Below are 22,078 nucleotides of genomic sequence, written 5' to 3'. Positions count from 1 at the left end.
TCTCAGGAGTGGTGTTGCGGATACCGACCAGGCGCGTGCTCGCGGATGACGTCTACGAGCAGATCCGCGCGCTGATCATGAGCGACGGCATCGCGCCCGGCGCCCGCGTGAACATAGACGAACTCGCGCGTCAGCTCGACGTGTCCCCAACTCCTGTCCGGGAAGCCCTGGCACGCCTCGAATCCGAAGAACTGGTCAGCAGGCTCCCGTTGCGCGGCTACAGCGTGACGGACCTGCTGAACCGCAAGCAGGTGGACGACCTCTACGCCCTGCGCCTGCTGCTGGAGCCGCCGTCCGCGGCTCTGGCGGCGGGCCGCATGACGGCCGAGTTCGACGACCTCATCGAGGAGGAGCTGGCGACCTGCCCGTCGGCTCCCGCCGATGACGCCTACGACGACTACAAGAACCTGACCGCGCACGACCAGCGGTTGCACGAGCTGATCCTGCGGATCGCGGGCAACGAGGCCGTCCTGCAGTCGTTCGCCAGGACCCACTGCCACCTGCACCTGTTCCGGCTGAACTTCCAGCAGCCGTTCGGGGTGCAGACGATCACCGAGCACCGGGCGATCGTGGACGCGCTGGTCGCCAGGGACGAGGTGCGGGCCAGTGCGGCGATGACCGCGCACCTGGAGGTGGCACGGGCCCGGCTGCTCGACCGCATGTAGGCGAGTCACCTACGCGATCTACGTAACGCCTGCCGACGCGAACGACCCCGCTCCGGGGCGAGTCTTGTGGCGTGACAACACGAACTGCGCCAACGCGAACGGCCCGGGCGGTGGTCCTGGCCTCCGCCACACTCACGATCATGGCCGCGGCGATCATCGCGCCGAGCCTGCCCGCGATGGGCGAGGTCTACGGCGACGGCGTCCTGGTCAGGCTCGCCCTCACCATCACCTCGCTGGCCATCGCGGTGAGCGCGCCGCTGGCGGGCCTGGTCGCCGACCGCACGGGCCGCAAGCCGCTGCTCACGGCGAGCCTCGTCCTCTACGCCGTGGCCGGCACGGCGGGGTACTTCGTGACCAGCCTGCCCGTCCTCCTGGGCACGAGAACGCTGCTGGGCCTCGCGGTCGGCGGCGTCATGACCGCGGTCAGCGCCCTGATCACCGACTGGTTCGAAGGCCCTGAACGCGGCCGGTTCCTCGGCTTCCAGCAGGCCGCCGCCAGTCTGGGCGGGGTCGTGTTCCTGCCGCTGGCGGGTCTGCTGGCGGGCGTCGACTGGCGGTTGCCGTTCTGGCTCTACAGCGTCGCGGCGCTGATAGCCCTGGCCGCGGCGACGGGTCTCACGAACGAGCGACCCGAGCAGCAGAAGGCCGCCGGAAGCCACGCGTTCCCGAAGCAGGCGATCGGCATCTACCTGATGGCCCTCGTCGCGACCCTCGTGTTCTACATGGCGCCGACGCAGCTCCCGTTCCTGCTCCGAGACATGAACGCGAGCCCCGCGGTCATCGGGTTCGTGATCGCGGGAAGCACGCTCACCAGCGTCGTGGGAGCACTCGTGTTCCCGAAGCTCAAGACCGGGAAGATCACCGCGATCAGCGTCGTGCTGCTCGGCGTGGGGTGGCTGGTCATCGGCTACGCGAACGGGGTCGCGCTGGTCACCGCCGGCCTGCTGATCGGCGGGTTCGGGGTCGGGCTGGTCGTGCCGAACCTCAACACGGGTCTCGCGAACCTCGCCCGGCCCGAGCAACGCGGCCGGGTCCTGAGCGGGCTCGTCGCGGGGATCTTCCTGGGGCAGTTCCTGTCACCGCTCGTCATCGCACCCCTCGTCGGTGCCACGGGCATCGCGGCCGCGTTCACCTGGACGGGCGTCGTCACCACCATCGCAGGGGCGGTCCTCGCCCTGGCACACAAGGAGAAGAACTGATGATCTACCACGGCAACCGCTTCACCCTGCGCAAGGACGCCTCGCCCGAGCAGATCGAGGAGGCGCTGGAGAGCCTGCGCAACCAGGGACGCGTCATCCCGTCCGTCAAGTCCTTCGTGGTCGGCCGAGATTTCGGCGGCGAGTACGAGTGGGGCGCCACGTTCGTCATCGAGGACCTCGACGGCTACTGGGAGTACCTGATCCACCCGGCGCACCGCAACACCGACCGGGTCGGCCTGCCACTGGTGGACAAGTTCGCCTCGTTCGACATCACCGACGACGAGGACCCCGAGATGGGCGCGAAGATCGCGGCCCTGCACCAGAAGCGGTACGACAGCGACCCCGAGCTCACGCAGCTCGTGTCCGACCTCGGCGAGTACACGGGCAGCGCTGCCCCCGGCCAGCACGGAGACAAGTGATGAGCGAACTGGTTCAGGGCTGGCTCGACTTCTGGAACGGCGAGCTCGACCTCGCCGAGAAGATCGTCCACGAGGACTTCGTCTGGCACGTCGCGCCGCTGACCGGCGGACCGTCGCAGGACCACAGCGGACGCGAAGGGCTCGTCGAGTGGGTGCGCGGCTCCCACCAGAACATGCCCGGCCTCAAGTTCACGGTCGAGGTGGGGCCGATCTCGCAGGAGCCTTTCCACGTGGTGCGCTGGCTCGCCGAGGCCGGTCCGGTGTCGTTCCACGGCACGGACATCCTCCGCGTCGTGGACGGCAGGATCGCCGAGTACTGGCTCAACGCGGACGGCCTCTGGGCCGCTCAGCAGCTCGGGATCATGCCGAAGCCGAGCTGAACACGTCCTTGAGTTGACGGCGTGAGTTGATGCCCACCTTGCGGAAGATGTTCCGCAGGTGGGCATCGACCGTGCGGGGGCTCAGGAACAGCCGGGCGGCGACCTCCTTGGACGTCGCCCCGGTCGCCACCAGCCGGGCGATGTGCGTCTCCTGCATGGTCAGCTCGTCGGTGGCCTGGGCGGAACGGCTGCGGGCGACCTCGCCGGTGGCCTTCAGCTCCAGCGCGGCGCGAGCGGCGAAGGCCTCCATTCCGATGGAGGACAACAGATCGTGCGCGGTGCGCAGTTGCGTGCGGGCGTCGACGCGGCGGCCGGCGCGGCGCAACCACTCGCCGTACACCAGGTGGGCCCGCGCGAGATGGGGCCGGGCCGCGCTGGACTCCAGCCGCCGCACCGCCGCGACGTACGACTCCTCCTCACCCGTGACGAGTGCACGTGAGTAGGCCGCGATTCCCTGCGCCCACGCGGTCTCGCACGGCGAGGTCCGAGAAACCAGGTCCTCCAACGCTTCCGCGGCCAGCGAGGACTCACCGCAGCGCACCGCCGCCTCGATCAGTTCGGGCAGCGCCATCCCGGCGAGGTAGAGATCGCCCGGCGCGACCGCCTCGCGGGCAGCGGTCAGCGCCACCGGGTAGTCGCCGAGACCGTTGTGCAGCACGGCGGACGCCCAGTGCGTGTTCGCGATCAGGCAGCCGGCCCGCCGCTCGGCCTCCCGCAGCGAGTGCTCGATCTCGGCCAGCACCTCCGGCTTCTGCCCGCGCAACGCGGCCAGGTGCAACCGCGCGTACCGCAATGGAGGCATGCCGACGGCATCCGCGACGGCCTCCTCCTCCGCGATGGCGGACACCGCCCTGCCGAACTCACCGGTGATCACCGCGGCGACGGCCTGCTGGGCGAGCCCGAGCCGCAGCACGAACGGCGACCCGGTCTGCTGGCCGGTCTTCAGCAGCCACCCGGTCACCGCCGAGTGCACCTCGGTGTCCCACAGCTCACCGGCGAGCATGGTCGCGAGCGCGGGATGCCGCGTCCACGCCAGATCATCGCCGGAGAACACCTGGCGCAGCAGGGGAACGGCGGTCCGGTGGCCCTCGTCCGTGAGAAGTACCAACGCCTCCAACGCATCCGAGCCGCGATCGAGCCCGCGAGCCTCGCACACCACGGCGTCCAGCACGCCGGTGGGACGGCCGAACGCGAGCGCGATCTCCAACGCGTCCAGCACAGCGTCGCGCGCATCGGCCCCGGTCATCCGGCGAGCCGCGCTCAGCACGAAGGACGGCCCGTCGTTCTCCCTGTTGCGCACGAACGCGATCCGGCCGCGCAGCAGATCCGCCCGCCCATCGTCGGCGGAGAACGTCGTGAGCAACTCGGCCGCGACGTCGACCGCACCCGCGTCGAGCTTGGCCTGTGCCGCGGCCAGCGTGCGTTCGGCCCGCAGTCCCGGCTCCACGGACAACGCCGCCGCACGTTCCAGAAACGCCGCCACGGCAGCCACTCCGCCGCGAGCGCGAGCGCGGTCGGCGGAGCGTTCCAGCTCGGCGGCCAGCGAGTCGTCGGGCCCGGTACCGGCCTGCGCGCGATGCCACACCCGCCGGTCCGGATCGCTCGACGGATCGGTGACGGACGCCAGCGCGAGGTGCACCGCCTGGCGCTGCGACGGCGCGGCGGCGAGGTAGACGGCCGACCGGGCGAGCGGATGGCAGAACCGCACCCGCGTGGAGATGCTGACCAGCCCGGACGCCTCGGCCTCCACCCCGGCGGACGCCACGTCGATGCCCAGCTCGGCGGCAGCGGCCCACAGCAGCCCAGGCTCACCGGTCGGTTCGGCGCCGGCCACGGTCAGCAGCAGCTGGGCGTCGGCGGGCAACCGCGCGGCCCGGTCCTGGAAGCTGCGCTCGATCCTGCTCGGCACCGACGCCACGTCCGGCAGCCCGAACCCACCGGCCTTGGGCAACTCCAGCAGCGCCAACGGATTCCCGCGCGCCTCGGCGAGGAGTCGTTCCCGCACCTTGTCGTCCACGACCGCGACCGACCCGGACGTCAGCAACGCGCGGGCTTCGGCGTCGGCCAGTCCGCGCAGCTCCAGACCGGGCAGCTCGTCCAGCCGCGACCGCGCCCACGGCCGTCGCGCGGCGAGCACGAGCACCACCGGTTCGGAGGCCAGCCGCCGCCCGAGGAACGCGAGGACCTGCGCGGACGCCTCGTCCAGCCAGTGGGCGTCGTCCAGCAGGCACAGCACCGGTTCCCCGCCCGCGAGCAGGTCCAGCGTGGCCATGCCGATCCGCAGCACGTCGGGCTTGCCGCTCGTCAGTCCGAACGCGACCTCGAGCGCCTCCCGATGGTGTCCGGTCAGCGAGCCCAGCAACGGCAGGCACAGCTGGTGCAGTGCCGCGAACGGCAGCTCGGTCTCGAACTCCGACCCGGACGCCTCCAGCACCCGGAACCCGGCAGCCGACTCCCGCAGGTGGCCGAGCAACGCGCTCTTGCCGAGTCCCGCCTCACCACGCAGGACCAGCGCGCCACCGCGCCCGTCCCGAGCAGCGGTGAGCATCCCGGACAGGCAACGGATCTCGTCGTCCCGTCCGACGAGCGAAGTCGATGTGAGCGCGTCCATGAACGAACCGTATGCGAGAGCCGAGGGCACGCGTCACCCGTTCGGCCCACAACCTGAGGGGGAGGCGTAGTCGCCTGTAGTCGGATGCGTCCGTATTCGGAGTTTCTCCAGCGTGGCGAACACCAGATCACGAGGTCGAGAGCAGGACCGAACAGGTGCTCGCGAGCACGCGCGTCAGGGTGAAGTGGGTCGAGGACTGGGACTTCCTGCACCGGGGAGGCGGCGAGGTGCGCTGCGGGACCAACGCGTTCCGCGAGCCGGCCAAGGCAGCCTGGTGGCGCTGAGCGTCACGACTGTGGTGTACGCCATGCGGGTGGGCCTGATCCGACTGGTTTCGCCGACACCCCGCAGGGGTATCCGCGCGACATGACCATGGAGTCCGAGATCGACTTCGACATCGACTTCGACGATTCGGTGGCCCGCGAGGTGCGGAGCTACGTCAGCGAGATCGTCACAGGGCTCGGACTGCGCGGCGACAGCTCGTGCGTCGACGCGGAGCCGCTGGCCGGTGCCTACGTTGCGCTGGACGGGCGTCTGCCGGACTTCCCCGGCCACTACGTCGCCCTGGTCTGGAACGAGCTGACCGGATGGTCGGTCGCCGTCGAGGACCGGCTCGGGGACCTCGTGGACGTCGCGCGGCTGGGTGGGGACCCGCGGCCCGCACCCGCCGAGGTGGTCCGCTGGGTCAACGGCCTGGTGCACAAGGAGCAGAAGCGGGCGAACCGCGACTTCGCCGCCTTCGTGCCGGCGCAGCGCGGTTGCCTGCTGTCCTGACCCGGCCCGTCAGTCCGGCGGTTCGCTCGGGTCGTCGGTCTTCTCCTGCGGCACCTCGGGTTCCTCGACGTCGAGATCGTCGAGGCTGGGCGTGCCGGGGGAGTGGGGAGCTTCGGGATTCAGCGGATCGGTCATGCCGCCCGGTTACCCGAGCGGCACGACCTCAAGCCTCCCTGCCTACGCGGGCACGGTCCACCGCTGGTTCGCGCCACCCGTGCAGGACCAGATCTGCAGCTTCGCGCCGTCCGCCGTGTTGTTGCCTGTGACGTCCAGGCACTTGTTGCTGCCGGCGTTCACCAGCGTTCCGTTGGAGGCGGTCCAACGCTGGTTCGGTCCGGCGAAGCAGTCCCACAACTGGACCGTCGTCCCGTCCGCGGTGCCGTTGCCGGTCACGTCCAGGCACTTGCCCAGGCCGCGCACCGTGCCGTCGGTGCCCAGGGTCCACGTCTGGTTCGGTCCGCCGAAGCACGACCACAGCTGCGGCAGGGTGCCGTTCGTGGTCGAACCGTTGGTGACGTCGAGGCACTTGCCGCCCAGGCCCGTGATGGCGCCGGTGCGGCCGCCGGGCTGACCGGGGTCGAGCGTGCCGGGCCACGTGAACGTCGCCATCGCGCCGGCCGGGAGGGTGTAGCCGAACGTCTGGCCGGCGTAGGAGACGCGGAAGTTCTGCTGACCGCCCGAGTTCAGCGCGACGAGCACGATCTGACCGTTCGGGTTGCGGAACGCGACGTTCTGCACGCCGCCCTCGCCGAAGCCGGTCGAGTCGATGCGGACCGCGCCGGGCTGCACGAACTTCGACAGGTGACCGAGAACGTAGTACTCGGCGTTGTACGTGACGTTGCCGCCGCTGGTCGTGACCACGCCGGTGCAGTTGGTGCAGCTGCCGATCACCGGGCCGTTGTTCTGGTCCAGCGCCATGTTCCAGATCGCGACGGACCGCGCGTGGTTGCGCGTGGCGCCGATCGCCAGGTTGATGCCCTGCCAGCGCAACGTGTCGCGGAACGTCGCCGCGTCGTCACCGGACTTCGTGCCGGAGCACTCGGTGAAGAAGATGTCCTTGCCGGGCTGGTTGTTCTTCACGACGGACTGGCCGCTCGGGTTGCCGCCGTAGCAGTGCCACGCCGAGCCGACCACGTTGGCGCCCGCGCCGTTGTTCACGGTCTGCGGGTAGTTCGTGTCGTCCCAGTTGTGGTCGTAGCCCAGCAGACGCGCCTGCTCGCCGGCCGCGCGCAGCTTCGGCACCAGGGTGTTGATGACGTTGACCTGCTGCTGCGCCGACATCCTCATGCCGGGGTAGCCCGGCGGTTCGAAGTTCGGCTCGTTCTGCACGCTCAGGTAGTCGATCGGGATGCCCGCGGCCCTGTACGCCTGCGCGAACTTGACCAGGTAGTCCGCGTAGACGCCGATGCGGCTGTCGTTGAGCTGGCCCTGGATGAGGCTGTTGTTGTTCTTCATCCACGCCGGCGCGCTCCACGGCGTGGCCATCACGGCGACCTGCGGGTTGAGCTGCTTGGCCTGCTGCAGCAGCGGCAGGATGTAGGCGTTGTCGTGCGCGGTGGAGAACCGCGACAGCGTCGGGTCCGCCGCGCCGTCGTCGTAGGTGTAGAAGTTCCGCGAGAAGTCGGACGCGCCGATCGGCTGGCGAATGAAGCTCATGCCGATGCCGGTGCTCTTGTCGAACAGGTTGTTCATGATCTCGTTGCGGCGCGGCGAGTTGAAGATGTTCCACGCCGCCGCGTCCGTGAACGACGCGCCGAAGCCCACCATCGACTGGTAGGTCGAGTTCGGGTTCACGGTGATCGTCGACCCGGTGCCACCCGAGCCGAACGTCACGTCCGCCTGTTTGGTCAGGGCGTTCGCCTTGTCACCGGTGGTCAGCCACACGCTCGCGTTGGTCGCCGCGGTGGCGGAGGGTGAGGCCAGGGTGCTTCCCGCCGTGACCACGGCCGCCGCGATCGCGATGCCGCGCCAGCGTTTTGTCGTCTTTGACATTAAGCGCTCCTTGCAGGGGTTTGGGCGCCCGACAGCGGTTGTTCAGTTGTACAAACGGAAATCGGCGATGCTCCACCAGTTGCTCGCGGTACCGGTGGACGTGATGCGGACGTAGCGCGCGCTCGTGCGGCGGACGTCGATGTTGGTCAGCTGGCCGACACCCGCGCCCGAGGCGATCGCGCGCCAGGACGTGCCGTTGTCGCTGACCGAGAGCTCCCAGTTCCGGGCGTGGTCGCCGAGGTTGCCGCCGGAGTCGACCGCCACGCGGCGGAAGTCCTCGCGGCGCCCCAGATCGACCTGCAGGTACTGGCCGGGAGTCTGGGCCCCGCCGTTGGACCAGCGGGTCGACGCGTCGTCGTCGATCGCGAGCGCGCCGTCAGGAGACGCGGTCGCGCCGGTCAGCGGGACCAGGTCGAACTTGCTGTTGCGCTGACCGGTCCAGGTGAACGTCGCCAGCGCGCCGCCGGGCAGGGTGTACTCGAAGGTGCGGTCGCCGGCGTTGACCGCGAACGAACGCGGGTCGTCGTTCTCGTTGTGCACCACCAGAGCTGTGGAACCGTCCGGGTTGCGGAACGCGGCGTCCATGATCTGGCCGTTCCAGCCGGTCGTGCCGAACGACGTGCTGGCGATCCTGCGCGCGCCGGGCTTCACGAACTTCGAGAGGTGGCCGATCGTGTAGTACTCGGCATCGGTGACCACGGAACCGTCCGGCTGCACGGTGACGAGGCCGGTGCACGTGCCGCAGCCGCCGTTGTGCGGGCCGCCGGTGCTGTCCAGCGCGATGTTCCAGTTGACCGCGCTGCGGGCCCAGTTGCGGGTGGTGCCGAGGACGACGTTGCGGGCGTGCCAGCGCAGGGTGTCGCTGAAGACCTTGGCGGGCGGGTCGGTGGCGCCCTTGGACCCGGAGCACTCGGTGAACCAGATCCCCTTGTCCGGGAAGGCATCGCGCAACGCGGTCTGCGCGCTCGGGTCGCCGTAGTAGCAGTGGTACGCCGTGCCCGCGAGCCACTTCGCGGCCTTGCTGTTGAGGATCTGGTACGGGTAGTCGGCTTCCGCCGTGCCGTCGTTGGGGTGCGTGGCCCAGTTGTGGTCGTAGCCCAGGATCCTGGTGCGAGGGCTGGCCGCCCTGAGCTTCGGGCCGAGCGCCTCGATCACCTTGATCTGCGCCGCGACGGGCATGTCCGTGCCGGGGTAGGCGTCCGGCCTGCGGTTCTGCGGCTCGTTCTGCACGGACAGGAAGTCGACCGGCACCCCGGCCCTCGCGTACGCCTGCACGAACTTCACGAGGTACCGCGCGTAGGCGTCGTAGACCTTCGGGTCGTCCTTGAGCTTGCCGCCGACGAGCGAGTCGTTGTCCTTCATCCACGCCGGCGGGCTCCACGGCGTGGCCATGATCTTCAGACGCGGGTTGAGGCGCTTCGCCTCGCGCAGCAACGGAAGGATCTTCGCCTCGTCGTGCCGGATGCTGAAGTTCCTGAGCGGGAAGTCGGTCTGCCCGGCCGGCACGTCGTCGTAGGTGTAGTGCTCCTTCGCCGCCGTGAAGTCGGACGAGCCGACGGGCTGGCGCAGGAAGCTGACGCCGATGCCGTTCGCGGGGTCGAAGAGCTTGCGCATCGTGTCGGCGCGGGCGGCGGGGGCCAGGCCCGCGAGCAGTTCGGCGGAGGAGTCCGTGATCGAGGCACCGAAGCCGTCGATCTCCTGGTAGCGGCGGTCGGGGTCGACCACGATCGTCGGGTGCGCCGACTCACCGGTGCCGAAGGTGACGCGCGGGCGTTCGTGCATCAGCTCCGCGCGGTCCGGCGTGGTCACCCACACCCGGACCTGTTGGGCGCTGGACGCTTCGGCGGTGGGCACGGCGGTCAGGCCGACCACCAGGGCGACGATCGCGGTACGTCTCATGTAACACCCATTCATCACTGTGAAACATCAGCTTTCAGGATGAAACACCCGGCCGTGTCGAGGGTCAATGGTCTGGATGATTTCCGGTACATTGACCAGGTGGAACGCAAGATCGAGAACGTGAAACAGCGCGCGAGCCTGCGGGACATCGCGGCGGAGACCGGTGTCTCGATCGCGACCGTCTCCCGCGTGCTCAACGATCATGTGAACGTCGCTCAGCGCACCCGTGACCTGGTCCTGCAGGCCGTCGAACGGCGCAAGCAGGACGTTGTGGCGTCGAGGACGCGCACGGTCTACGTCCGCTGCCCGTACGTCCTCACCGACTACTTCGGGCTGATCGTCTCCTCGATCGCCGAGGCGGTGAAGCTGCACGGTCTGCGCATGCTGCTGGACGCGGGGGAGTCAGGTCAGCACAGCGCCGCGTTGCGCGGTCTGACCGGCCAGGCCGACGTCGACGGCGCGATCCTCATCCTGCCGCCGGAGGAGAGCGCCGAGCTGGTGGCGTTGTCCCGCGCGCGATACCCGTTCGTCGTGGTCGACCCGCGCATCCTGCCGCCGCCCGACATCGCCTCCGTGTCGGCCGCCCACTTCGCGGGCGCGCGTGCCGTGGCCGACCACCTCATCGCACTCGGGCACCGCGACATCGCCGTCATCGCCGGGCCGGAGGAGTGGCTCGCGGGGGACGCCCGCCTGGCCGGCCACCGCGCGTCCCTCGCCAAGGCGGGTGTGCTGCTCACGCCGGATCGTCTGCGCCACGTCGAACCCACTGTCGCGCATGGTGCGCGTGCGGCGGCGGAACTGCTGGACCTGGAACCCCGTCCGTCCGCGATCGTCTGCTTCAACGACAAGGTCGCCGTCGGCACGTTGCAGGCCGCGCGGGAACGGGGCCTGCGCGTGCCGGAGGACCTGTCGGTGGCCGGGTTCGACGACATCGACCTGGCGGAGGCGACCAACCCCCGGCTGACGACAGTGCGGCAACCGTTGCAGGAGATGGGAAGCATCGCCGTCACGCAGCTGATGCGGATGCTGGACGGGCACGAGCCCGAGGCGCTGCACATAGAGCTGGCGACGACGCTGGTGGTCAGGGACTCCACCGCGGCGCCGCGGAACTCCTGACAGCCGGGACGGGTCCCGGCGGAACCAGGGCATGCTCCGCGTCGGGGAGGACGCGATGACGTGGGGGTGTCCGAAGGCGGATCGGTGTGAGGGCTGGGGGAGTGCCGACCGCCTCGTGCTGGAAGTTCGGCCGTTCCTCCTCGACGAGCTGAGCCCTCGTTCGAAGGTGCGGTACGCCTGCGCGACTCCCTGTTGGCGCTGCTTTCAGGAGTGCCGGAGGTCCGAGGTCATGTTCGGAGCACAGTTCATCGCTGACCGCATGGCCGCCCACGAGGGCGGGCATCGCACGTGCTGACTTCGGCGGGGGTTCGTGGTCACCAGCCGATCTTGGGCAACTGGTGACCACGAACCGCGGTGTCACGGGCGAAGCGTCACCGACTGCCCCTTGCGCAGGTTGATCCGCTTCTTCCACTTGCCGGAGCGGACCTCGGTCTCGGTGCCGCCGACGCTGCGGACGGTCGCGCTGGTGACCTTGCCGTCCTTCCACGCCAGGTCGACCGAGAAGCCACCTCGGGCACCGATCCCGGTGACCGAGCCGGTCCTCCACGCCGGCGGCAGCGCGGGCAGCAGTTCGATCACGCCCGGCCGCGCGTACAGCAGCATCTCCAGCATGGCCGCCGGAGCGCCGAGGTTCGCGTCGATCTGGAAGATCGAACGGTCGCCGAAGCTGTACATGTCGAAGAAGTTCGGCGCCGTGCCGTTCGCGTGGTCGATCGACGGCCGGATCACCTTCTGCACCAGCTCGTAGGCCCTGTCGGCGTCCTTGAGCCGCGCCCAGCACGCCGCCCGCCACGCGAGGCCCCAACCGAAGCTCTCCATGCCGCGGGTGATCAGGTGCTGCTTCACGCCCTCGATCAGCGCGGCGGGGGAGTCGTCGCGGTTGACGCGGTCACCGGGGAAGAAGCCGACGAGCGGCGACAGGTGCCGGTGCGTGGTCTCGCCGAGGTCGTCCGGCGACATCCACTCCTGCAGCATGCCGGTCTTCGGGCTGACGACCGGCAGGTACAGCCGGTCCCGCAGGCCCGACATCTTGCGGCCGTACGCCTGGTCGCGGCGCAGCACGTCGGTCGCGATCCGGTACTTGCCGAACAGGTTGTGCACCAGCTCCTGGTTGTAGGTGTTGCCGCGGGTGTCCTGCGGACCGTGCTCCGGCGACCAGTCGTGGTCGTCCACCAGGCCCTGTGGCGTCTCGACCAGGCGTGCCTCCCAGAACTCGCAGGCGCCCTTGAGCAACGGGTAGATCTTGGCCAGGTAGTCACGGTCGAGCGTGTACTCGTAGTGCTCGAACAGCGACATGCACAGCCACGCGTTGCCGCCGGGGTGCCACCACCAGCCGCTGCCGCCGTAGATGTTGGTGGAGAAGGCGACCGCCCACCCCGCCACGCGGTTGTTGCTGTTGCGGAACCGGTTGCGCTCGTCCTGGTACACCGACCGCGTGGTGTTCGTCCACGCCGGCAGCTGCGCCAGGCAGTAGTTCGCGAGCGCGTCGAACGTGTCCGGCAACGCGGCCCGGTCCGCGAGCCAGTAGTTCATCTGGATGTTGATGTCGGTGTGGTAGTCGCTGTACCAGTCGGGGTTGTTGTTCGACAGCCACAGGCCCTGCAGGTTGATCGGCAGGTTGTCGCGCGAGCTCGTGATGGTGAGGTAGCGGCCGAACTGGAGGTAGCTCGCCTCCAGCTCCGGGTCGGGTGCGGGGTTCGCGGCCCTTGCCTGCAACCGGGTCCACGTGTCCATCGCGCGCTGGGCGTCGGTGGAACGGCCGAGGTCGACCTTCTGCCGGTCGTACTTCCTGCGGTAGTCGGCGACGTGCGTGCGCAGCAGAGCATCGGCCTTGGCACGCACGCCGGCCTTCTGCAGCGCGAGTTTCGCCGGTTCCACCAGCGGGTCCATGAAGCCGGCCGCCGCGTCCGGGACGTAGTTCGTGCCGCCGGAGAACACGATCACCAGGTCGGAACAGCCGGCGAACGACAGGGTCGCACCGTCCACCTTGACCGCCCCATCAGGACTGAACGCCGTCACGACACCGCTGTACGCCAGCTTGTTCGGGAACGAGCCGGTGAAGACGGCCGCGGTGTGCGGCGCGTCGCCCGCGGTCGGCTCGCCGTGCGCGCCGGTGAGCGTGATCGTGCCGGACTGGTTCGGGCCGACGAGGCGGACGACCACCACGTCGTCCGGGTGGCTCGAGAAGACCTCGCGCCGGTACTGCTTGCCGCCGTGGGTGTACTTCGTGGTGACGAGGCCGTTGCTCAGGTCGAGCTCGCGGCGGTAGCCGGTGGCGCCCGCGTGACCCGGCACCTCGACGTACAGCTTGGCGAGCAGCGAGAACGTGCCGAAGCGGGAGTCGTACGGAAGCTGGCCGTCGCCCTCCAGGGTGTCGTTGAGCTCGCCGGTCCACAGCGTGACGTCGGTCAGGTACAGGAAGTCCTTCTCGACGCCACCGCCGACGAGCGCGCCGAGGCGGCCGTTGCCGATCGGCAGCCCCTGCTCGATGATCTTCGCTTCGTCGGCGGGAGCGGGGTACCAGAGGGTGGTGGGGTTGGAGGCGAGCGGGTTGGAAGTGGGTCGGTAGGGCTCGGCGTGGGCGGAGAAGGTCGGCAGGACGAGTGCGCCGAGGCCCAGCGCACCGGAGGCCTTCAGGAAGTTGCGACGTGAGGTCATCGTTGAACTCCGTTGGGAGGGCTGATCAGCGGGCGTCGAGGCTGGACACGTGCACGGCGTTGTCCGGACCGCGCACGGCGACCCAGGTCGATCCGTTCGCACCGGGCGCACCGCCGACCGCGCCGGTCAGCGCGTTGCTCACGAACTGGTCGCGCTTGGTCCACCAGGTGCCCGCGCCGTCGACGAGGTCCTGCTGCCACAGCGTGTAGTCGCTGCCGCGGACGAAGACGTTGACGCGGTCACCGTTGGCCACCGCCGTCGGGCTGCCGCTGATCACGCCGCCCAGCGAGGTCCACGCGGACCAGCCGTTCGCGGTGCGCCTGCGGTACCAGGCGGAGTCGTCCTGCAGCCGGACCGTGACGAACGTGCCGTTCGCGACCGTCGCGGCGGAGGGCCTGCCGTAGATCTGCTGGTTGCCAGGGGAACCGACCGACGTCCAGGTGCTGTTGTTCCTGTCGCGCGTCCACACGCGACCGTCGGCGCCGCGGCCGAACAGGCTCCAGCTGTCCGGTCCGGTGAACGCCACCGACACGGAGTCGGTCAGCGTGCCGCCGAGCGAGGTCCAGGTGCCCCACTTGCCGTTCGCGAAAGTCCGTTGGTAGGCCACGTTGTCGGTGCCGCGGACGAACAGGTCGATCCGGCCGTCCGGGCTCGCGAACGCCGACGGCTGGCCGAGGATCTGGCCGTTGCGCGGGCCACCGAGCACGACCCAGTTGCGCCACTCACCGTTGACCATCGAGCGCTGCGTGAGGCGTCCGGACCTGTCGCGCGCGAACGTGGCGAGGTTGTCGTCGTCCCAGCGGATCAGGGCCGGGCTGGCCGAGGTCTCACCGCCGAGGTCGGTGCCGGGAACAGCCGTCTCACCGCGCAGCTTGAGGAACGCCGTGCCGTGCGCGGGAACCTTGACGGTGTAGGTGCCGGTCGCCGTGCCGCGGTCGGCGCGGGCGCGCAGGTCGCGGATCGAGACACTGCCCTGAAGGCCGGTGTCGGCGAGGTTGACCGCGAACTCGGCGGGCCGGTCGTTGCGGTTGAGCACCGCGACGGCCCGCTCGCCCTTGCCGGACAACACCTTGCTGTACACGTCGACGTTGTCGGAGCCGGCGACGCGCACGCCCTGGATGGCCAGCGGGTCCTGGTCGACCGCGATGATCTCGGGGTTCTTCAGCGTCTCGATCATCGACGGCGGCAGCGTGCGCGGGTCCGACCCGATGATCAGCGGCGAGGCCATCACGGACCACATGACGAGCTGCGAGGTCGACTCCTCCTCGGTGAGCTCGTACGTGCCCTGTTCCGTCCTGCGCATGGGGATCAGGTAGTCCGGGTCGTTGTAGTGACCGGGACCCTGCGCGCCGGGCCGGTAGAGGTTGCGGTCCATGTTGCGCAGCACGTCGCGCCAGATGCCCTCGTACGGCGTGCCGAACGCGACGTCCGTGCTGGTGCGCCACGAGTCGCCGACGCGCGGCCCGTACGTGTAGGCCACGTACGCGGTCTGGTCCCAGCGGTGCGGCACGCCCCACTCGTCGGTGACCGGGTTGCAGAGGTTGAGGATCATCTTCCGCCCGGCCTTCCGCACCGCCGCGGAGAACTGCGTGAAGGCGACGGCCGGGTCCATGTTCTGCGCGATGCCGCACAGGAAGTCGATCTTGATGGCGTCGAACTTCTACCCGGCGAACTGCTTCGCGTCCGCCTCGTAGTACCCGCCACCGCTGCCGGCGGCACAGTTCTTGCCGTCCCACGCCCCGGCGTCGGTGTAGATGCCCGCCTTCAAACCCTTGGCGTGCAACATGTCCACCAGCTTGGTGAACCCGGACGGGAACCGCGCGGGGTCGGGCACGAGCGCGCCCTTGCCGTCGCGCGGCGGGCTCGCGTTCCACCCGCCGTCGATCCAGACGATGGTGTAGCCGGCCTTCGCGAGGCCGCTGCTGACGAGGTGGTCAGCCACCCCGAGCACCTTCTCCTCCGACGCCGCGCCCACGGCGAAGTAGGAGTTCCACCCCATGTACGGAGTGCGTGCGATGCCCGAGTCGTAGTAGGTGGGCGCGCCTTGGTCGACACCCGCGTGTTCGACCGGGGTGGACGGTGCGGCGGCGGCGACCGCCGTGGGCGCCAGCAGCGCCAAGGCGATGGTGGCCACGGACAGCAGGGTTCTCGGCATACCCGTACCTCTCGTCGTCGAGTGGACAAAGCATGCTTCGGTCACTCGAGCGCGTCAAGAATAAATACTAAATTAAGTTTAGAGATCCCAGCGCCCGCCCGTACCGTACAGTGCTCCGACCTATGACAACGAGACAAGTCGAACTCGCGTCACCGCGACCCCTGACTCCAGGTGAAACAGCTGGTAGACACGACAAAGCCCGCACTCGGTGGTCGAGAGCGGGCTTCGGGTCGTCCGAGGTGTGAGGGTCAGGGCACCACGAGAACCGGCCAGTGACCCAGCTTGATCAGCCGCGTCGCCACCGACCCGGCGAACCGGTGCCCCGCCTGCTGCGACGCCCCGACGATCACCATGTCGGCCTGGCACTGGTCCGCCGAGTCGCGCAGCACCGTGCACGGGTCGCCGAACGCCTTGACGAACGTGACCGGCACGTCGAGCTCCTCGGCGAACGACCGGACCTGGTCGCTCAGCTCGGCGTGCAGCCTGGCCGTCGCCTCGTGCTCGAAGACCGAGGCGACGGCGGGGCTCAGTGCCGCCAGGGACGAGTGGCACGCCACGAACGTGACGACCAGCCGTGCTCCCTGGCGGCGGGCCAGGCCGAACGCGGAGGCCGTCGCGCGCATCGCGGTGTCGGAGCCGTCGATGCCGACCAGGATGGTCCGGGACGACGGCAGGGGAACGGGACCGTAGGAGTCCACTGTGGACGCGAAAGCGTTGTTCAGGCCGGCGCTCATGGTTCCCCCTCGGTTATCGCGCGACCGCTGAGTCTGCTTCCTTCTTCTCGAGATCGATCGTCGTGCGCAACGTGATCGGCTTGAGCAGCAGTGCCGCGATGATGCCGATCACGCCGACGGCGGCGGAGATCAGGAAGATGTGGGCCGTCGCGTCGCCGTAGACGGTGTGCACGATCGTCTGGACCTCGGGCGGCAGGGCCTGCAGGTTCAGCGCGCTGGTGCTGCCGGTCGACTGGCCCGCCGGCACGTGCAGCGCGGCGGAGAGGTCGGCCGTGACGCGGTTGGCGAGGACGGCGCCGAGCACCGAGACGCCGATCGTGCCGCCCAGCGAGCGGAAGAACGTGACGGACGCGCTCGCGGCGCCCAGTTCGCTCAGCGGGACGCTGTTCTGCACTGCCAGCACGAGGTTCTGCATCGTCATGCCGACGCCGATGCCCACGACGGCCATCGCGACGCCGACGATCCACAGCGCGGTGGCGTGGTCGACGAAGCCCAGTCCGAGGAAGCCCAGCACCAGGATGATCGTGCCCGAGACGATGTACGGCTTGATCCGGCCGGTGCGGCTGATCATGCGGCCGGAGATCGTGGACGACAGCAGCACGCCCGCCATCAGCGGGATGGTCAGCAGGCCCGCCTCTGTCGGCGAGTAGCCGCGGCCGATCTGGAAGTACTGGCCGAGGAACACCGCGCCGCCGAACATCGCCATGCCCACCGAGAGGCTCGCGATGATCGCCAGCGCCGGCGTGCGCTGGACCACGATGTGCAGTGGCACAACGGGTTCCTTGACGCGCAGCTCGACCGCGATGGCGGCGCCGAGGAGCACCAGACCGGCGCCGACCATCGCCGCGGTCTGCCACGACAGCCAGTCGAACGAGTTGCCGACGAACGACACCCAGATCAGCAGCACGCTCACGCCGGCCGCGATCAGCGTCGCGCCGAGGTAGTCGATCTTCACGTTCTCGCGGCGCACGGTCTCCAGCTTCAGCGTCGCCTGCAGCACGACGAACGCCAGCGCCGCGATCGGCACGGCGACCCAGAAGCACCAGCGCCAGCCGAGCCACGACACGTCGACGATCAGACCGCCGAGCAGCGGGCCGCCGACCGTGGCGACGGCCATGACCGCGCCGAGGTAGCCGTTGTAGCGGCCGCGTTCGCGCGGCGGGATGATCGCCGCGATCACGACCTGCACCAGCGCCTGCAGGCCGCCGACGCCGAGGCCCTGGAACGCGCGGGCGGCGATGAGCTGCCCGGTGTCCTGGGCGAAGCCCGCGAGCAGCGAGCCGATCACGAAGATCACGATCGCGGCCTGGACCAAGGTCTTCTTGTTGAACAGGTCGGCGAGCTTGCCCCAGAGCGGGGTAGTGGCCGTCGCCGTGAGCAGGGTGGCCGTGACCACCCAGGTGTACTGCGTCTGCGTGCCGTTCAGCGAGCCGATGATCCGCGGCAGCGCGGTGGAGACCACCGTGGAGCTGACCATGGCCACGAACAGCGCGAGCAGCAGTCCGGACAGCGACTCCAGCACCTGCCGGTGTCCCATCGCCTGAGTCTCGATCTTCACATCCCGCCCCTTCGTCACCGCAATTCTTGCGCGTCGTGCAAATTTGCGCAATGAGCAACTTACACCCGCTACGCTGAACGCCATGGAGACCCTCACCACTCGGCGTGAGCACAAGAAGGCGGAGACCAGACGGTCGCTGGCCGGAGCGGCGTTGCGGCTGGCGATGGAGCACGGTCTCGACGGGGTGACGGTCGAGGACATCGCGGACGCGGCGGGGGTCTCGCGCAGGACGTTCTCCAACTACTTCGCCAGCAAGGAGGAGGCCGTTCTCGACTCCGACCGCGAGCGGTTCAGGGCACTGGTATCGCTGGTCGAGGCCAGGCCGGAGCACGAGGGGGCCTGGCAGGCCCTGCGCGCGTCGACCGCGGAGCTCTACCGCGACCGGCCGCTCCCGGACGTCGAGTGGATGGCCCAGCTGCGGCTGCTGCGCCGGCATCCGTCACTGATCGCACGCCAGGCAGGCGACCAGGTCGCGCTCGAACGCGACCTGACCGCCGTTCTGATGCTGCGCGGGCCGGACGAGGAGATCGCCCGGCTGATGGCGGCGACGTTCCTCGCCACGATCCGCACCGGCATCGCGCTGTGGCTGGAGGGCGCGGGCGAGCAGCGACTGCCCGGCCTGGTGGACCGGCTGCTCGGTCGCGTCCGCGTTCAGAGCACGTAGACCTGCCCGGTCTGCCGTCCCTCGATCGAGCGGACGTACGCCTGCGCCACGTCGGCCAGCGGCACCGGCTTCATGCCGGGGAAGTAGTCGCCGTACGCGTCCAGCGCCTCGGTGAAGACGGTCGGGCTGACGGCGTTGATGCGCTGCGGCGCGATCTCGATGGCGGCGGCCCGCACGAACGACTCCACCGCGCCGTTGACCATCGAGGCCGCGGCACCCGTGACGATCGGTTCGCGCGCCAGCACGCCGGTGATCAGCGTGAACGACTCGGTGACGTGCGCGAGGCCTTCGCGGACCAGGGCGACCTGGGACAGGACCTTGCCGGTCAGCCCGGCCTGGTAGTCCTCCATCGTCAGCTCGCCGAACGGCTTGAACGGCACGTGCCCCGCGGCCGACGCGACGGCGTCCACCTGCCCCACGGTCTGGTAGAGATCGGCCACCTGGGCCGGGTCGGTCACGTCGTACTGCAGGTCGCCTCCGGTGCGCGAGACGGTCACGACGTCGTGCTTGCGTTCGAAGAGCACCTCGTGCACCGCGGTGCCCAGCCTGCCGGTCGCTCCAACGAGCAGAATTCTCATGCCCTCGACGCTAGGGCCGCTCCGAGCGCGAGTGAAATGCCGTTCGTGCAGCACTTATGATCGGCGGTTATGAATGTCGAGCTGCGTCACCTGCGAGCACTAGCCTCGATCGGCGACCATCGTTCGATCACCGCGGCCGCGCAGGAGTTGCACGTCACGCAGCCTGCTCTCTCGCGCACGCTCGACCAGTTGGAACGGCGTCTGGGCGTGCGTCTGGTGGAACGCACGACCCGTCACGTCGCTCTGACCGAACCAGGCCGACGGCTGTGGGAGCACAGCCACCGCATCCTCGCCTCGCTGGACTCGGCGCTGGCCGAAACCGTGCGGCCCCAGCCGCTCCGGCTCACCTTCGCCTGGGCCGCGCTCGGCGAGTACACCATCCCGTTCCTGCGGGAGTGGCGTGCCGAGCACCCGGACGTGCTCGTGCACATCCGACGCACCGACGACCCGGAGGCGGCGCTGCGGCGCGGTGAGGCGGACGTGGCCGTCCTGCGCACCGAACCCGCCGGCGCGGACATCGACCACGTGGCGTTGCTCGACGAACCCCGCGTCGCGGCCGTCGCGGACGACCACCCGCTCGCGGCCCGCGACGCCCTGCTGCTCGCCGACCTGGCGGGCGAGTGCGTCGCGGTGTGCGAGACGGCGGCGACGACCGGCGCGGATCTCTGGCCGTCCGGGGCGCGCCCGCGCACCGTCGACGTGCCCGGCGTCGTCGAGTGGCTGACGTCGATCGCGACCGGCGCGACGGTCGGGGTCACGGCGGCCGGCAGCAGCCACCACAACCCGCACCCCGGCGTCACCTACCTGCCGCTGGCCGACGCCGAGCCGATCACCGTCCGCCTGGCGTGGCCGTCACCGGCGGCGCATCCGTCGACCGGGACGTTCGTCGCACTGGCGCGGCGCCGTCTGGCCGCCACAGCCGCAGCTGCAGCATCGCCGCGAACCGCGCGTCCGGATCGCTGAGGTCGATCTCCCCGACCTCCGACAACCGCCGCAGCCGATAGCGGAACGTGTTGGGGTGCACGAAAACGGCGGCTGAGGCGGTGGCGACGTCACCGAAGGCGTCGAGCCACGCGCCGAGCGTCTCCACGAGGTTGCCGCTGTGCTTGCGGTCGTAAGCGATCAACCGCGCGACGGGCCCGGTCAGCGTGTCGCCGCGTTCGGCGATCAGGTCCGACAGCTCCAGCAACAACCCCTCACTGTGCACATCGGACACTCGCGCCACCGCGAGCGTGGCCCGCCCGGCCCGCAACACGCGCAGCACGAGATCGGCACCGGCCCGGGACCGCGACAGCGTCAGGCCGTCGGACACCTCGCCGACGCCCACCAGCACGTGGTGCCCGATGCGGTTGCGGAAGTCCGTGGCGATCCGCAGCGCCCGGTCCTCCGACTCGGCGGGCATGATCGCGTAGGCGACGTCGCCGATCAACGCGGCCGCGGCGCGCGGGTGCACGGCCGTCAGGTGCATCGCGAGCGCGTCGGCGACCTGCTGCCGTTCGGCCAGCAATCGGGCGTGCGCGGCCGGGTCGTCGCCGTGCGAGTGGGCCAGCGCCAGCGCCAGCACCACGCACGCCTGGTCGGCCAGCCCGAGCCGGCGCACCGCCTCCGCGGCCCCCTGACCTCCTTCGACGGCGGTCGAGACCAGGTCCGCGCGCAACCGGCGTTCGACGTCGGCGCCCGCGCGCTGACGCATCATGTGCAACGCCACGAGCTTGGCCGCGTCGCCGAACGCGGCGGAGCGGTCCGGGGACAGCGGCTCGCGCACGGCGGCCCAGATCGAGCCGAGGAACTCGTCGCCCGCGCGCACCGCCACGGCGAGGCGGGGCAGGCACAGCGAGCCGTCGTCGGCGAGCAGCCCCTCGATGTAGACGGCCTGGTCGCTGCGGTAGAGCCGCTGGAACACCCCGCGCTCCTCCAGCATCCGCGTGTAGCGCACCGGGACCTTCCTGCCCAGGATCGTCTCGACGCGCGACGAGTCAGCCTCGTCCTGGCGCCCCGAGAACGCGAGCACCCGCGAGCTGCGGTCCTCGATCGTCACCGGGGCGCTGATCAGCGACGCCACCGCGTTGGCCAGGGCGAACAGGTCCCCGGCCGGCACGCCGCCGAGCGTTTCGGACGGGTCGACCTCGCCTTCGGCCAGCAACGACCGCAGCATCGCGGCGAGCTGCGTCCACGACGCGCCCGGCGCCAGGCCGAGCAGGACGACGCCGGACCGGTCGACGGCCTGGGCGATCTCGTCCGTGACCACGACCGGGCCGCGCACGACGAGCGCCGCGGCCCCGGGAAGCAGCCCGAGGATCTCCGCCGGATCCCGCACGCCGACACCCAGCACGAGTGCGGACGGCGGCAGCGCTTGGTCGTCGTCGGGGTCGTGGATCACCACCCCGCCCACGTCGGTGGCACGGCTCGGATCACCACGCACGAGGTCGATCAGCGTGGTGCCGAGGTCGTCCAGCACGCGGGCGAGGCCTGTTCGCGGACTCATGTCCACCACCCTGCCAACCGTCTACAGAGGAGTCCATCAAGTGTTCAACGATGGGAGTCTACTGGCGCACCAGCGTGTTCAGGCTGGTCAGGTGCCCTTCAGTGGCTCCGGGTGTCCGAGTGTTCGCGCGGATCGGGAGCAGTGTGGGAGCACGGGTGACGAACACGTTCGCGACGCCCAGGTGATCACCA

At 70.0% G+C, this 22,078-nt stretch carries 17 protein-coding genes and 3 pseudogenes; 9 read left to right on the top strand and 11 right to left on the bottom strand.

What is annotated here, in order from left to right:
* The first annotated feature begins 14 nt into the window (after positions 1-14).
* The 4 genes from ACIRG5_RS20050 to ACIRG5_RS20035 all read left to right on the top strand — a co-directional run bounded on the left by ACIRG5_RS20050 (position 15) and on the right by ACIRG5_RS20035 (position 2,663).
* Positions 15-665, top strand: a complete 651-nt coding sequence (locus ACIRG5_RS20050) for a GntR family transcriptional regulator (RefSeq protein WP_402906563.1) — start codon at positions 15-17, stop codon at positions 663-665.
* A gap of 71 nt (positions 666-736) precedes the next feature.
* A complete protein-coding gene (locus ACIRG5_RS20045) occupies positions 737-1,864 on the top strand; it encodes an MFS transporter (protein WP_402906561.1) in 1,128 nt (375 codons plus the stop codon).
* Entirely contained in the window at positions 1,864-2,283 is a 420-nt protein-coding gene (locus ACIRG5_RS20040) for a Dabb family protein (protein WP_093601950.1), read from the top strand. The genes ACIRG5_RS20045 and ACIRG5_RS20040 overlap by 1 nt, the downstream gene beginning before the upstream one ends.
* A complete protein-coding gene (locus tag ACIRG5_RS20035) occupies positions 2,283-2,663 on the top strand; it encodes an ester cyclase (protein ID WP_402906560.1) in 381 nt (126 codons plus the stop codon). The genes ACIRG5_RS20040 and ACIRG5_RS20035 overlap by 1 nt, the downstream gene beginning before the upstream one ends.
* Here ACIRG5_RS20035 and ACIRG5_RS20030 read toward each other — a convergent pair.
* Positions 2,644-5,274: a helix-turn-helix transcriptional regulator gene (locus tag ACIRG5_RS20030; protein ID WP_402906558.1), complete on the bottom strand. Its 2,631-nt coding sequence runs from the start codon at positions 5,272-5,274 to the stop codon at positions 2,644-2,646. The genes ACIRG5_RS20035 and ACIRG5_RS20030 overlap by 20 nt on opposite strands.
* 146 nt (positions 5,275-5,420) lie before the next feature.
* Here ACIRG5_RS20030 and ACIRG5_RS20025 point away from each other — a divergent pair.
* Together ACIRG5_RS20025 and ACIRG5_RS20020 are read left to right on the top strand one after the other, a co-directional pair.
* Positions 5,421-5,558, top strand: a pseudogene (locus ACIRG5_RS20025) (protein-arginine deiminase family protein); the annotation flags it as partial.
* Between the two features lie 82 nt (positions 5,559-5,640).
* Positions 5,641-6,048 (top strand): DUF6292 family protein, encoded by a 408-nt coding sequence (locus ACIRG5_RS20020; protein WP_402906556.1) that lies wholly within the window; start codon positions 5,641-5,643, stop codon positions 6,046-6,048.
* 9 nt (positions 6,049-6,057) lie between these two features.
* Here ACIRG5_RS20020 and ACIRG5_RS20015 read toward each other — a convergent pair whose 3' ends face one another.
* Genes ACIRG5_RS20015 through ACIRG5_RS20005 form a run of 3 tightly spaced genes read right to left on the bottom strand, consistent with a single transcriptional unit; the run spans position 6,058 to position 9,939 of the window.
* Positions 6,058-6,183, bottom strand: coding sequence for a hypothetical protein (locus tag ACIRG5_RS20015; protein WP_319979702.1), 126 nt, complete (start codon positions 6,181-6,183; stop codon positions 6,058-6,060).
* 42 nt (positions 6,184-6,225) lie between these two features.
* Positions 6,226-8,040 carry a ricin-type beta-trefoil lectin domain protein gene (locus tag ACIRG5_RS20010; protein ID WP_402906554.1) on the bottom strand — a complete coding sequence of 605 codons (1,815 nt, stop codon included), beginning with the start codon at positions 8,038-8,040 and terminating at the stop codon, positions 6,226-6,228.
* Between the two features lie 42 nt (positions 8,041-8,082).
* Positions 8,083-9,939, bottom strand: coding sequence for a discoidin domain-containing protein (locus ACIRG5_RS20005; RefSeq protein ID WP_402906552.1), 1,857 nt, complete (start codon positions 9,937-9,939; stop codon positions 8,083-8,085).
* Positions 9,940-10,038: 99 nt separating this feature from the next.
* On the opposite strand from ACIRG5_RS20005, the gene ACIRG5_RS20000 reads away from it, so the two are divergent.
* Positions 10,039-11,055: a LacI family DNA-binding transcriptional regulator gene (locus ACIRG5_RS20000; RefSeq protein ID WP_402906550.1), complete on the top strand. Its 1,017-nt coding sequence runs from the start codon at positions 10,039-10,041 to the stop codon at positions 11,053-11,055.
* A 357-nt stretch (positions 11,056-11,412) separates the two neighbouring features.
* Here ACIRG5_RS20000 and ACIRG5_RS19995 read toward each other — a convergent pair whose 3' ends face one another.
* From ACIRG5_RS19995 to ACIRG5_RS19975, 5 genes and pseudogenes are all read right to left on the bottom strand, one after another.
* Positions 11,413-13,713: a glycosyl hydrolase family 95 catalytic domain-containing protein gene (locus tag ACIRG5_RS19995; protein ID WP_402906548.1), complete on the bottom strand. Its 2,301-nt coding sequence runs from the start codon at positions 13,711-13,713 to the stop codon at positions 11,413-11,415.
* Positions 13,714-13,738: 25 nt separating this feature from the next.
* Entirely contained in the window at positions 13,739-14,794 is a 1,056-nt protein-coding gene (locus tag ACIRG5_RS19990; RefSeq protein WP_402907087.1) for a hypothetical protein, read from the bottom strand.
* Positions 14,795-14,854: 60 nt separating this feature from the next.
* Positions 14,855-15,712 (bottom strand): annotated as a pseudogene (locus ACIRG5_RS19985) (glycoside hydrolase family 27 protein); the annotation flags it as partial.
* Positions 15,713-16,116: 404 nt separating this feature from the next.
* Positions 16,117-16,602, bottom strand: a complete 486-nt coding sequence (locus ACIRG5_RS19980; protein ID WP_402906546.1) for a universal stress protein — start codon at positions 16,600-16,602, stop codon at positions 16,117-16,119.
* Between the two features lie 13 nt (positions 16,603-16,615).
* Positions 16,616-18,139 (bottom strand): MDR family MFS transporter, encoded by a 1,524-nt coding sequence (locus ACIRG5_RS19975; protein WP_402907085.1) that lies wholly within the window; start codon positions 18,137-18,139, stop codon positions 16,616-16,618.
* A 103-nt stretch (positions 18,140-18,242) separates the two neighbouring features.
* Between ACIRG5_RS19975 and ACIRG5_RS19970 the strand changes: the two genes are divergently transcribed.
* Positions 18,243-18,824 (top strand): TetR/AcrR family transcriptional regulator, encoded by a 582-nt coding sequence (locus tag ACIRG5_RS19970; protein ID WP_402906544.1) that lies wholly within the window; start codon positions 18,243-18,245, stop codon positions 18,822-18,824.
* Here the strand turns inward: ACIRG5_RS19970 and ACIRG5_RS19965 are convergent.
* Positions 18,812-19,402, bottom strand: a complete 591-nt coding sequence (locus tag ACIRG5_RS19965) for a short chain dehydrogenase (RefSeq protein WP_402906542.1) — start codon at positions 19,400-19,402, stop codon at positions 18,812-18,814. The two genes, ACIRG5_RS19970 and ACIRG5_RS19965, sit on opposite strands and share 13 nt — an antisense overlap.
* 69 nt (positions 19,403-19,471) lie before the next feature.
* On the opposite strand from ACIRG5_RS19965, the pseudogene ACIRG5_RS19960 reads away from it, so the two are divergent.
* Positions 19,472-20,251, top strand: a pseudogene (locus tag ACIRG5_RS19960) (LysR family transcriptional regulator); the annotation flags it as partial.
* Here ACIRG5_RS19960 and ACIRG5_RS19955 read toward each other — a convergent pair.
* Positions 20,232-21,887, bottom strand: coding sequence for a PucR family transcriptional regulator (locus ACIRG5_RS19955; protein WP_402906540.1), 1,656 nt, complete (start codon positions 21,885-21,887; stop codon positions 20,232-20,234). The pseudogene ACIRG5_RS19960 and the gene ACIRG5_RS19955 overlap by 20 nt on opposite strands.
* Positions 21,888-22,078 lie beyond the last annotated feature (191 nt).

It is taken from the genome of Lentzea sp. NPDC102401 (assembly GCF_044765805.1).
In the GTDB taxonomy this organism is placed as follows: domain Bacteria; phylum Actinomycetota; class Actinomycetes; order Mycobacteriales; family Pseudonocardiaceae; genus Lentzea; species Lentzea sokolovensis.
The sequence above is the reverse complement of the archived record's forward strand: the minus strand, read 5'-3'. Positions and strand labels throughout refer to the sequence as shown.

What these genes read in the sequence shown, in the direction of transcription:
- ACIRG5_RS20015 (WP_319979702.1), bottom strand. Translation starts at nt 6,183, where the DNA reads ATGACCGATCCGCTGAATCCCGAAGCTCCCCACTCCCCCGGCACGCCC.
- ACIRG5_RS19970 (WP_402906544.1), top strand. Translation starts at nt 18,243, where the DNA reads ATGGAGACCCTCACCACTCGGCGTGAGCACAAGAAGGCGGAGACCAGA.
- ACIRG5_RS20040 (WP_093601950.1), top strand. Translation starts at nt 1,864, where the DNA reads ATGATCTACCACGGCAACCGCTTCACCCTGCGCAAGGACGCCTCGCCC.
- ACIRG5_RS20030 (WP_402906558.1), bottom strand. Translation starts at nt 5,274, where the DNA reads ATGGACGCGCTCACATCGACTTCGCTCGTCGGACGGGACGACGAGATC.
- ACIRG5_RS19980 (WP_402906546.1), bottom strand. Translation starts at nt 16,602, where the DNA reads ATGAGCGCCGGCCTGAACAACGCTTTCGCGTCCACAGTGGACTCCTAC.
- ACIRG5_RS20035 (WP_402906560.1), top strand. Translation starts at nt 2,283, where the DNA reads ATGAGCGAACTGGTTCAGGGCTGGCTCGACTTCTGGAACGGCGAGCTC.
- ACIRG5_RS19965 (WP_402906542.1), bottom strand. Translation starts at nt 19,402, where the DNA reads ATGAGAATTCTGCTCGTTGGAGCGACCGGCAGGCTGGGCACCGCGGTG.
- ACIRG5_RS19975 (WP_402907085.1), bottom strand. Translation starts at nt 18,139, where the DNA reads ATGGGACACCGGCAGGTGCTGGAGTCGCTGTCCGGACTGCTGCTCGCG.
- ACIRG5_RS19995 (WP_402906548.1), bottom strand. Translation starts at nt 13,713, where the DNA reads ATGACCTCACGTCGCAACTTCCTGAAGGCCTCCGGTGCGCTGGGCCTC.
- ACIRG5_RS19955 (WP_402906540.1), bottom strand. Translation starts at nt 21,887, where the DNA reads ATGAGTCCGCGAACAGGCCTCGCCCGCGTGCTGGACGACCTCGGCACC.
- ACIRG5_RS20010 (WP_402906554.1), bottom strand. Translation starts at nt 8,040, where the DNA reads ATGTCAAAGACGACAAAACGCTGGCGCGGCATCGCGATCGCGGCGGCC.
- ACIRG5_RS20020 (WP_402906556.1), top strand. Translation starts at nt 5,641, where the DNA reads ATGACCATGGAGTCCGAGATCGACTTCGACATCGACTTCGACGATTCG.
- ACIRG5_RS20005 (WP_402906552.1), bottom strand. Translation starts at nt 9,939, where the DNA reads ATGAGACGTACCGCGATCGTCGCCCTGGTGGTCGGCCTGACCGCCGTG.